Raw genomic sequence first — 9,942 nt, 5'->3', positions numbered from 1 at the left:
TTGGAAGTTTTCGTGGAAGTCGCCGAGCGCGGCAGCTTGTCGGCTGCCGCCCGGAGGCTGGAAGTGTCGCCCTCGGCAGTCAGCAAGGTCCTATCGAGGCTGGAATCCCGGCTCGGGGTGCAGTTGCTGAAGCGGACTACCCGCCTTGCGCAGCTGACCCCTGAAGGGCGCCAGCTCTACGAACGGGGCAAGCGGGTGCTCGCCGATCTGGAGGAGGTCGAGCGGGCGGTGGCCGGTCGCGGGGAACCGCAGGGCCGGGTGCGCATCAGCGCCAGCTCATCGACGGGCCAGAAGCTGCTGGTGCCGCTGGTCGCGCGGTTGCTGGAGCGCCATCCCGGCTTGATGCTGGACCTGTATTTCACCGATTACGTGGTGGATTTGGTCGAAGAGGGCGTGGACATCGCGATCCGATGGGGGCGCCTGCCGGCGTCGGACGTGGTGGCGCGCCTGCTGGGGCGGACGCGGCAGGTGGTCGTCGGCAGCCCGGGCTATCTGGCGGCACGGGGCGTGCCCCGGCATCCGGACGAGCTCGACCATCACGTGCGCTTGGGATGGAATTATCATAGGCAGGTGCCAGGTTGGCCGTTCGAGCTCGACGGACAGCGCATCCACGTCCCCATCGGCCAGGTCGTCCGGGTCAACGACGGCGACGTCATGCGCAAGCTGGCCTTGCAGGGCGCAGGCCTTGCACGGCTGTCCGTCTATCACGCCTGGGACGACCTGCAGGCGGGGCGGCTCGTGCCCGTGCTGGAACCCTACAACCCCGGGGACCTAGAGCCCATCCACGCCGTCTACGTCGGAAGGCCGGACCGGCTCCCGCCGCGCACCCGCGCGGTGCTGGACTTCCTGCAGGCTGAGGTCGACCTGCGCTTTGCCGAACGGCCTCCGCTGTTGGGTTCATGAGTACTTTCCGAAAGAAGGCTTGCTAAAACCCCGCGAGCCGGGTATTATGGCTGGCTTACCTGTGGTTTTTACCAAAGAAGCCTGCCGTGCTCTTAGGCCGGTTCGGAAGTGAAGCTCAGGGGTGAGCCGCGTGCCCCGCGTTTTTTCTTTGCGGTGTGCGCTTCAGAATTTCAACCCAGGGCGGGCAAGCGATTGCCGGCCTGACGGGACCAAAACTGATCGGAAGGCCTGGTGCGTTGCGCCGGGTGTTTCGGGTTAAGTTGGAACAGGGTAAACCATGATTCAAATGCAGACCACGTTGGACGTGGCCGACAACACCGGTGCGCGCTCGGTTATGTGCATCAAGGTGCTCGGCGGCTCCAAGCGCCGCTATGCCGGCATCGGCGACGTCATCAAGGTGAGCGTCAAGGATGCGGCCCCCCGCGGTCGCGTTAAGAAGGGCGAAATCTACAACGCCGTGGTGGTTCGTACCGCCAAGGGCGTCCGTCGCAAGGACGGTTCGCTGATCCGTTTCAGCGGCAATGCCGCTGTGTTGCTCAACGCCAAGCTCGAGCCCATCGGTACTCGCATCTTCGGACCCGTCACGCGCGAACTGCGCACCGAGCGGTTCATGAAGATCGTGTCGCTGGCGCCAGAAGTGCTGTAAAGGGGCTGCGATGAACAAGATCCGTAAAGGCGACGAGGTCATCGTCCTCACCGGCAAGGACAAGTCCAAGCGCGGCATCGTGTTGTCCGTCAAGGGCGACCGCGTCGTGGTCGAGGGCGTCAATGTCGTCAAGAAAAGCGTGAAGCCGAACCCGATGGCCAACCAGCCCGGCGGCATCATCGACAAGACCATGCCCATCCACATTTCCAATGTGGCGATCTTCAACCCCGCAACCGGTAAGGGTGATCGCGTGGGCATCAAGAAGGTCGACGGCAAGAACGTTCGCGTTTTCCGTTCCAATGGCGAAGCCATTGCGACGAAAGCGTAAGCGGGAGCAGAGAACATGGCCCGTCTTCAAGATTATTACCGCGAGAAGGTCGTTGCCGACCTGACCAAGCAGTTTTCGTACAAGAGCGTGATGGAAGTGCCCCGCATCACCAAGATCACCCTGAACATGGGTGTCTCGGAAGCGGTGGCGGACAAGAAAGTCATCGAGCACGCCGTCAGCGACCTGACCAAGATCGCCGGCCAGAAGGCCGTGGTGACCAAGTCGCGCAAGGCTATCGCCGGCTTCAAGATCCGTGAGAATTATCCGATCGGCTGCATGGTGACCCTGCGCGGCGCCCGCATGTACGAATTCCTCGATCGCCTGATCAGCGTTGCGCTGCCGCGCGTGCGCGATTTCCGTGGTGTCTCCGGCCGTGCGTTCGACGGTCGCGGCAACTACAACATCGGTGTGAAAGAGCAGATCATCTTCCCCGAGATCGAGTACGACAAGATCGATACGCTTCGTGGGCTGAATATCAGCATCACGACCACGGCAAAGACCGACGAAGAAGCCAAGGCGCTGTTGTCGGCGTTCCGCTTCCCGTTCCGTAATTAAGGGGTGAAATAGTGGCTAAGCTTTCACTCATCAATCGCGACCTCAAGCGCGCCAAGCTGGTGGCCAAGTACGCCGCCAAGCGCGCCGCGCTCAAGGCTATCGTCGACGATGCGTCCAAGTCGGACGAAGAACGTTACCAGGCCCGGCTGAAACTTCAGCAATTGCCCCGTAACGCCAACCCCACTCGCCAGCGCAACCGCTGTGCGGTGACCGGTCGCCCCCGTGGCGTGTTTCGCAAGTTCGGTCTGGCCCGTAACAAGCTGCGCGAGATGGCTATGCGCGGCGAGATTCCGGGCATGACCAAGGCCAGCTGGTAGGAGAGTCATTCATGAGCATGAGCGATCCGATCGCCGATATGCTGACGCGCATCCGCAATGCGCAGCGCGTAGATAAGGCGTCCGTGTCCATGCCCTCCTCGAAGCTGAAGGTGGCCATCGCCACCGTGCTGAAGGACGAGGGCTATATCGAGAACTTCGAGGTCAAGCCCAACAACGGCAAGCCCGAACTCGAAATCACCCTGAAGTATTACGCCGGCCGTCCGGTCATCGAGCGCATCGAGCGCGTGTCGAAGCCCGGCCTGCGTATCTACAAGGGTCGTCATTCCATTCCTCAGGTCATGAATGGCCTGGGCGTGGCCATCGTGTCCACCTCCCGCGGCGTGATGACCGATCGCAAGGCGCGCGCCAACGGCGTGGGCGGCGAGGTCCTCTGCTACGTGGCGTAAGGAGTCGACATGTCGCGTATAGCTAAGTACCCCGTCGAACTGCCCAAGGGTGTCGAGGCCAACATCGCTGCCGACCAGATCACCGTCAAGGGTCCGCTCGGCACGCTGGTCCAGCCCCTGAATGGTTTGGTCAACATCACGCAAGACGGCGGCAAGCTCTCGTTCGCCGCTGCCAACGATAGCCGCGAAGCCAAGGCCATGTCCGGTACCCTCCGCGCCCTGGTCAACAACATGGTGACTGGCGTCAGCAAGGGGTTCGAGCGCAAGCTCACCCTGGTCGGCGTGGGCTACCGTGCCCAGGCCCAAGGCGATTCGGTCAAGCTGCAACTGGGTTTCTCGCACGACGTCGTGCACAAGATGCCCGCCGGCATCAAGGTCGAGTGCCCCTCGCAGACGGAAGTCGTGATCAAGGGCGCCGACAAGCAACGTGTTGGTCAGGTGGCCGCCGAAATCCGTGCGTATCGCCCGCCCGAGCCTTACAAGGGCAAGGGCGTCCGCTATGCGGATGAACGGGTCATCATCAAAGAGACCAAGAAGAAATAAGGCGGGCAAGGACGAATCATGGACAAGAAGCAAGCTCGTTTGCGTCGTGCGGTTGCTACCCGCCGGAAGATCGCCGAGTTGCGCGTGCATCGCCTGTCGGTGTTCCGCTCTAACCTGCACATCTACGCAAACATCATTTCGCCGGAAGGCGACAAGGTGCTGGTCAGCGCCTCGACCGTCGAGCCTGAAGTGCGCCAACAGCTGGCGGGCGCGTCGGGCAAGGGCGGCAATGTGGCCGCAGCAACTCTGGTGGGCAAGCGCGTGGCCGAGAAGGCCAAGGCTGCCGGTATCGAGACCGTCGCGTTCGATCGCAGCGGTTTCCGCTACCACGGCCGCGTCAAGGCCCTGGCTGACGCCGCGCGTGAAGCCGGCCTGAAGTTTTAAGCGAGGATTACATGGCCAAGATGCAAGGCAAGAATGCAGCGGCTGAAGAGCGCGATGACGGTCTTCGCGAGAAGATGATCGCCGTCAACCGCGTCACGAAGGTCGTGAAGGGCGGTCGTATCCTCGGGTTCGCTGCGCTGACCGTGGTCGGCGACGGCGACGGCCGAGTCGGCATGGGCAAGGGCAAGGCGCGCGAAGTGCCTGTCGCGGTCCAGAAAGCCATGGAAGAAGCCCGCCGCAAGATGATCAAGGTGCCGCTGAAGAACGGCACGCTGTATCACAACGTGGTCGGCAAGCATGGCGCCTCGACCGTGCTGATCTCGCCCGCCGTCGAAGGTACCGGCGTGATCGCCGGCGGCCCGATGCGCGCCATCTTCGACGTGCTCGGCGTCCGCAACGTGGTGGCCAAGAGCCTCGGCTCGACCAACCCGTACAACCTCGTGCGTGCGACGCTCAACGGTCTGCGCGCGTGCTCGACTCCGTCCGAAGTGGCTGCCAAGCGCGGCAAGACGGTCGAAGAGATCCTGGGGTAAGCCATGACTAAGAAGAACGTCAAAGTGACGCTCGTGCGTTCCCCCATCGGAACGCCCGAATCGCATCGCGCCACGGTGCGCGGTCTGGGTCTGCGCCGCCTGAATAGCTCGCGCGTCCTGGCCGACACGCCGGAAGTGCGCGGGATGATCCGCAAGGTGTCCTATTTGGTCACCGTGTCGGAAGCCTGAGAGGTCTAGCATGCAACTGAATACGCTCAAGCCGGCCGCCGGCGCCAAGCACGCCAAGCGTCGCGTCGGTCGCGGCATCGGCTCCGGCCTCGGCAAGACCGCCGGCCGCGGCCACAAAGGCCAGAAGTCGCGTTCGGGCGGCTTCCACAAGGTAGGCTTCGAAGGCGGCCAAATGCCGCTGCAGCGCCGTCTGCCCAAGCGTGGATTCAAGTCCATGGGGCAGCACCTGTATGCACAGGTCCGCCTGTCCGAACTGCAAGCCCTGCCGGTCGAGGAAATCGACGTGCAAGCGCTCAAGCAGGCCGGCGTGGTGGGTCAGCAAGTGCGCTACGTCAAGGTCATCAAGACCGGCGAGCTCACCCGCAAGGTGGTGCTCAAGGGCATGACGGCCACGGCAGGTGCGAAGGCGGCGATCGAGGCCGCCGGCGGTTCGCTGGTCTGAATAACCGAGGACTGAAGCTTTGGCTAATGCGAACGCACTGGGCAAGACCGGCAAGTATGGCGACCTGAAGCGTCGGCTGGTCTTCCTGCTGCTCGCCCTGGTGGTGTACCGGATCGGTACGCACATCCCTGTCCCCGGGATCGATCCGGTCCAGTTGACTTCCCTGTTCCGTCAGAACCAGGGTGGGATACTGGGCCTGTTCAACATGTTCTCGGGCGGTGCGCTTTCGCGTTTCTCGATCTTTGCACTGGGGATCATGCCGTATATCTCGGCATCGATCATCATGCAGCTGATGACGGTCATCGTGCCGTCGTTGGAAGCGATCAAGAAAGAAGGCGAGGCCGGGCGGCGCAAGATTACGCAGTACACGCGCTACGGAACGCTGGCGCTTGCGTTGGTGCAGTCGGTCGGTATCTCGGTCGCGCTGGAATCGCAGCCCGGCCTGGTCATCGATCCCGGGCTGATGTTCCGCGTGACCACGATGATCTCGTTGGTCACGGGAACGATGTTCCTGATGTGGCTGGGTGAGCAGATCACCGAGCGCGGGTTGGGCAACGGCATTTCGATCCTGATTTTCTCGGGTATCGTGGCGGGCCTGCCCCAGGCGTTGGCCGGTTTGTTCGAGTTGGTCAATACCGGGGCCATGGCGGTGCTGTCGGCGCTGTTCATCGTCGTGCTGGTGGTGTTGGTGACGGCTTTCGTCGTGTTCGTGGAACGCGGGCAACGCAAGATCGTCGTCAACTACGCCAAGCGCCAGGTGGGCAACCGCGTGTATGGCGGCCAAAGCTCGCATCTGCCGCTCAAGCTGAACATGGCCGGGGTGATTCCGCCGATCTTCGCGTCGTCGATCATCCTGTTCCCCGCCACCGTGGCCAGCTGGTTCTCGAGCGGCGACGGCCTGCGCTGGCTGAAGGACTTGGCCGCGGCGTTGTCGCCTGGGCAGCCGCTGTACATCACGCTGTATGCCATCGCGATCGTGTTCTTCTGCTTCTTCTACACGGCGCTCGTGTTCAACAGCCGCGAGACTGCCGACAACCTGAAGAAGAGCGGCGCGTTCGTGCCGGGGATCCGTCCGGGCGAGCAGACTGCGCGGTACATCGACAAGATCCTGATGCGCTTGACGTTCACCGGCGCCATCTACATCACGTTGGTGTGCCTGCTGCCGGAGTTCCTGGTCCTGCGTTGGAATGTGCCGTTCTATTTCGGCGGCACGTCTTTGCTGATTATCGTTGTGGTCACGATGGATTTCATGGCCCAGGTGCAGGCTTACGTGATGTCGCACCAATACGATTCTTTGCTCAAGAAGGCCAACTTCAAGGGCGGAAATCTACCGGTGCGGTAACGAGAAAATGGCCAAAGACGACGTTATCCAGATGCAAGGCGAGGTTCTGGAAAACCTCCCCAATGCAACGTTTCGTGTAAAGCTCGAGAATGGCCATGTCGTGCTGGGACATATCTCGGGAAAAATGCGGATGAATTACATCCGCATCCTGCCGGGGGATCGTGTGACGGTGGAGTTGACCCCATACGATCTGTCCCGAGCAAGAATCGTGTTCCGCTCGAAGTAAGCGCCAGGCTTGCCGGGTACGAATTAGGAGTCAATCATGAAAGTAATGGCATCGGTCAAAGCAATTTGCCGGAACTGCAAGGTCATCAAGCGCAAGGGCGTGGTGCGTGTCATCTGCACCGACCCGCGCCACAAGCAACGCCAGGGCTGATCCCGGCTAGCACTCAGGTATTCAAGGAAACGTTATGGCCCGTATCGCTGGCATCAACATTCCGCCGCATCAGCACACCGAAATCGGTCTGACGGCTATCTTTGGTATCGGTCGTTCGCGCGCTCGCAAAATCTGCGAAGCAGCCGGTGTGCCGACCGACAAGAAGGTCAAGGATTTGAACGACGCCGAGCTCGAGCGCATCCGCGAGCAGGTCAACAGCTTCACCGTCGAAGGCGACCTGCGCCGTGAGATCCAGCTGTCGATCAAGCGTCTGATCGACCTCGGCTCGTATCGTGGTTTCCGCCACAAGCGCGGCCTGCCCGTGCGTGGCCAGCGTACCCGCACGAACGCCCGCACCCGCAAGGGTCCGCGTCGCGCCGCGGCTGCGCTCAAAAAGTAAACGGCTGATACCCAGTCAAGGATTCAGAAATGGCGAAATCCCCCTCCAGCGGCGCCCAGCGCGTTCGCAAGAAAGTCAAGAAGAACGTGTCGGACGGCATCGCGCACGTCCACGCGTCCTTCAACAACACCATCATCACGATTACCGACCGCCAAGGCAATGCGCTGTCGTGGGCGACGTCGGGCGGCGCTGGCTTCAAGGGCTCGCGCAAGTCCACGCCCTTCGCGGCGCAGGTCGCGGCCGAGTCGGCCGGTCGTGTTGCGATGGAATACGGCATCAAGACGCTGGAAGTGCGCATCAAGGGTCCCGGCCCCGGCCGTGAGTCGTCCGTTCGCGCACTGAACGCGCTCGGCATCAAGATCTCGAGCATCTCGGACATCACGCCTGTTCCGCACAACGGCTGCCGTCCGCCGAAGCGTCGCCGGATCTAAGGCGAGTCCGTCAACCCACACCGATTCCGAAGGCCGGCTCCGGAGTACCGGCGGGCCAACGCCCGGAATCTCCGGGCTTCCGTCCCACCAACGGGTGGAAGCCCCGGCACCGAGCTGGGATTTGGGGTGGGTGGCGAAGCGCAGTAGAATGACGCGCCTTGCCAATTGAGTTGGTAATTCGTAGGGGGCGCAGCCGGCATGGGTCGGGTGCGTCGGGTAAGACCACCGTCTGCCGCGTTCCAGGTTCATCGAACGTCGAGATCAAGGCAGACTCCTCGCCACGCATGTGCGTGGCCTGACAGAGAAAAGGAAGCATCGTGGCACGTTATATTGGCCCCAAATGTAAGCTTTCCCGCCGCGAAGGCACGGACCTCTTCCTGAAGAGCGCCCGTCGTTCGCTGGATTCCAAGTGCAAGTTCGAGAGCAAGCCCGGCCAGCATGGCCGTACTTCCGGCGCGCGCACGTCCGACTACGGCCTGCAGCTGCGTGAGAAGCAAAAGCTCAAGCGCATGTACGGCGTGCTGGAAAAGCAGTTCCGTCGTTATTTCGAAGAGGCCGAGCGCCGCAAGGGCAACACCGGCGAAAACCTCATCCAGCTGCTCGAGTCGCGCCTGGACAACGTGGTGTACCGCATGGGCTTCGGTTCGACCCGTGCCGAAGCGCGTCAGCTGGTCAGCCACAAGGCGTTGATGCTGAACGGCCGTACCGCCAACGTGCCGTCCATCCTGGTCAAGCCGGGCGACGTGATCGCCGTGCGTGAAAAGGCCAAGAAGCAGGCCCGTATCCAGGAAGCGCTGCAATTGGCCGCCAGCCAAGGCTTCCCGCAATGGGTGAGCGTGGACACCACCAAGCTGGAAGGTACCTTCAAGCAAGTGCCGGACCGCGCCGACGTTGCCCGCGACATCAACGAATCCATGGTCGTGGAATTGTATTCTCGCTAAGCTTTCCAGGCTTCGCACAGCCGCGCTGTTCCAGCGCGGCTTTTGGCTTTATTGGCGGGCCGTTGCCTCGAGGGGGGCGGTTCGCTGGTTTTCACGCTGCAAGGCGTTTTTTTCCACCAGCCTTATCGGTGTAACGAGCCGAGGGTATTGATAAGGAAGATTCATGGCAAACGCCGCATTTCTGAAACCGCGCAACATCGACGTCGAAACGCTGGGCCCGAATCACGCCAAAGTGATCATGGAGCCGTTCGAGCGCGGCTATGGCCATACGCTGGGCAACGCGCTGCGCCGCATCCTGTTGTCTTCGATGGCTGGCTACGCGCCCACGGAAGTCCAGATCACGGGCGTCGTGCACGAGTACTCCACCATCGACGGCGTGCGCGAAGACGTGGTCGACATCCTGCTGAACCTCAAGGGCGTGGTGTTCAAGCTGCACAACCGTGATGAAGTCGTGCTGACCCTGCGCAAGCAAGGTCCCGGCGTCGTGACGGCAGGCGATATCGAAGTGTCGCATGACGTCGAAATCATCAACCCCGACCATGTCATCGCCAACCTGACGGACAACGGCCGTCTGGAAATGCAAGTGAAGGTGGAGAAGGGCCGTGGCTACGTTCCGGGCAACCTGCGCAGCTTTGCCGACGATCACTCCCGCACCGTCGGCCGCATCGTGCTCGACGCCTCGTACAGCCCGATCCGTCGTGTCAGCTATACCGTGGAAAGCGCGCGCGTGGAGCAGCGTACCGACCTCGACAAGCTGGTGCTCGATATCGAGACCAATGGCGTGATCTCGCCGGAGGAAGCCGTTCGCCAATCGGCCCGCATCCTGATGGACCAGCTGTCGGTGTTCGCTTCGCTGGAAGGTTCGACCGAAACCATCGAAGCGCCGACCCGTGGCACGCCGCAGATCGACCCGATCCTGCTGCGCCCGGTCGACGACCTCGAGCTCACCGTGCGTTCGGCCAACTGCCTGAAGGCGGAGAACATTTACTACATCGGCGACTTGATCCAGCGTACCGAGAACGAGCTGCTCAAGACCCCGAACCTGGGCCGCAAGTCGCTCAACGAGATCAAGGAAGTCCTGGCCGCCCGCGGCCTAACCCTCGGCATGAAGCTGGAAAACTGGCCCCCCCTGGGCCTGGAAAGGCCCTGAGGGGGCCAGTTTCGGCGCAGGCTAACTTGGGCGTGAGCCCAAGTTAAGGCCCGAA

General features: G+C 62.1%; 18 protein-coding genes. All 18 read left to right on the top strand.

Annotation, left to right across the window (positions count from 1 at the left end; genetic code table 11):
• The coding region (locus IRZ12_RS12030) for a LysR family transcriptional regulator (RefSeq protein ID WP_296468708.1) at positions 1-903 on the top strand (903 nt) is incomplete at its 5' end.
• Positions 904-1,180: 277 nt separating this feature from the next.
• Positions 1,181-1,549: a 50S ribosomal protein L14 gene (rplN, locus tag IRZ12_RS12025; protein ID WP_296468706.1), complete on the top strand. Its 369-nt coding sequence runs from the start codon at positions 1,181-1,183 to the stop codon at positions 1,547-1,549.
• A gap of 10 nt (positions 1,550-1,559) precedes the next feature.
• On the top strand, positions 1,560-1,877 hold the full coding sequence (rplX, locus tag IRZ12_RS12020) for a 50S ribosomal protein L24 (protein WP_296468704.1): 318 nt from the start codon (positions 1,560-1,562) through the stop codon (positions 1,875-1,877).
• Between the two features lie 15 nt (positions 1,878-1,892).
• Positions 1,893-2,432, top strand: a complete 540-nt coding sequence (gene rplE / locus IRZ12_RS12015; RefSeq protein ID WP_296468702.1) for a 50S ribosomal protein L5 — start codon at positions 1,893-1,895, stop codon at positions 2,430-2,432.
• 11 nt (positions 2,433-2,443) lie between these two features.
• Positions 2,444-2,749, top strand: a complete 306-nt coding sequence (rpsN, locus tag IRZ12_RS12010) for a 30S ribosomal protein S14 (RefSeq protein ID WP_296468700.1) — start codon at positions 2,444-2,446, stop codon at positions 2,747-2,749.
• Between the two features lie 11 nt (positions 2,750-2,760).
• Positions 2,761-3,156, top strand: coding sequence for a 30S ribosomal protein S8 (gene rpsH / locus IRZ12_RS12005; protein ID WP_296468698.1), 396 nt, complete (start codon positions 2,761-2,763; stop codon positions 3,154-3,156).
• A gap of 9 nt (positions 3,157-3,165) precedes the next feature.
• Positions 3,166-3,699, top strand: coding sequence for a 50S ribosomal protein L6 (gene rplF, locus IRZ12_RS12000; RefSeq protein ID WP_296468696.1), 534 nt, complete (start codon positions 3,166-3,168; stop codon positions 3,697-3,699).
• Positions 3,700-3,717: 18 nt separating this feature from the next.
• Positions 3,718-4,083: a 50S ribosomal protein L18 gene (gene rplR, locus IRZ12_RS11995; RefSeq protein ID WP_296468693.1), complete on the top strand. Its 366-nt coding sequence runs from the start codon at positions 3,718-3,720 to the stop codon at positions 4,081-4,083.
• Positions 4,084-4,094: 11 nt separating this feature from the next.
• The gene (rpsE, locus tag IRZ12_RS11990) at positions 4,095-4,616 is read left to right on the top strand and encodes a 30S ribosomal protein S5 (RefSeq protein ID WP_296468691.1); all 522 of its coding nucleotides are present in this window, start codon (positions 4,095-4,097) and stop codon (positions 4,614-4,616) included.
• A gap of 3 nt (positions 4,617-4,619) precedes the next feature.
• Complete coding sequence (rpmD, locus tag IRZ12_RS11985; RefSeq protein ID WP_296468689.1) at positions 4,620-4,805, top strand: 50S ribosomal protein L30; 186 nt, start codon at positions 4,620-4,622, stop codon at positions 4,803-4,805.
• Positions 4,806-4,815: 10 nt separating this feature from the next.
• The gene (gene rplO / locus IRZ12_RS11980) at positions 4,816-5,247 is read left to right on the top strand and encodes a 50S ribosomal protein L15 (protein WP_296468687.1); all 432 of its coding nucleotides are present in this window, start codon (positions 4,816-4,818) and stop codon (positions 5,245-5,247) included.
• A 19-nt stretch (positions 5,248-5,266) separates the two neighbouring features.
• Positions 5,267-6,589 carry a preprotein translocase subunit SecY gene (secY, locus tag IRZ12_RS11975; RefSeq protein WP_296468685.1) on the top strand — a complete coding sequence of 441 codons (1,323 nt, stop codon included), beginning with the start codon at positions 5,267-5,269 and terminating at the stop codon, positions 6,587-6,589.
• 7 nt (positions 6,590-6,596) lie between these two features.
• Complete coding sequence (gene infA, locus IRZ12_RS11970; protein ID WP_296468683.1) at positions 6,597-6,815, top strand: translation initiation factor IF-1; 219 nt, start codon at positions 6,597-6,599, stop codon at positions 6,813-6,815.
• A gap of 36 nt (positions 6,816-6,851) precedes the next feature.
• On the top strand, positions 6,852-6,965 hold the full coding sequence (gene rpmJ / locus IRZ12_RS11965) for a 50S ribosomal protein L36 (RefSeq protein ID WP_296468681.1): 114 nt from the start codon (positions 6,852-6,854) through the stop codon (positions 6,963-6,965).
• Between the two features lie 34 nt (positions 6,966-6,999).
• Positions 7,000-7,365 (top strand): 30S ribosomal protein S13, encoded by a 366-nt coding sequence (gene rpsM / locus IRZ12_RS11960; RefSeq protein ID WP_296468678.1) that lies wholly within the window; start codon positions 7,000-7,002, stop codon positions 7,363-7,365.
• Positions 7,366-7,394: 29 nt separating this feature from the next.
• Entirely contained in the window at positions 7,395-7,796 is a 402-nt protein-coding gene (gene rpsK, locus IRZ12_RS11955) for a 30S ribosomal protein S11 (protein WP_296468676.1), read from the top strand.
• 317 nt (positions 7,797-8,113) lie between these two features.
• Positions 8,114-8,737: a 30S ribosomal protein S4 gene (rpsD, locus tag IRZ12_RS11950; protein WP_296468674.1), complete on the top strand. Its 624-nt coding sequence runs from the start codon at positions 8,114-8,116 to the stop codon at positions 8,735-8,737.
• A gap of 163 nt (positions 8,738-8,900) precedes the next feature.
• Positions 8,901-9,887 carry a DNA-directed RNA polymerase subunit alpha gene (rpoA, locus tag IRZ12_RS11945; protein ID WP_296468671.1) on the top strand — a complete coding sequence of 329 codons (987 nt, stop codon included), beginning with the start codon at positions 8,901-8,903 and terminating at the stop codon, positions 9,885-9,887.
• Positions 9,888-9,942: the final 55 nt, after the last annotated feature.

Source organism: Pigmentiphaga sp. (assembly GCF_019689535.1).
Lineage (GTDB): Bacteria > Pseudomonadota > Gammaproteobacteria > Burkholderiales > Burkholderiaceae_B > Pigmentiphaga.
The sequence above is the reverse complement of the archived record's forward strand: the minus strand, read 5'-3'. Positions and strand labels throughout refer to the sequence as shown.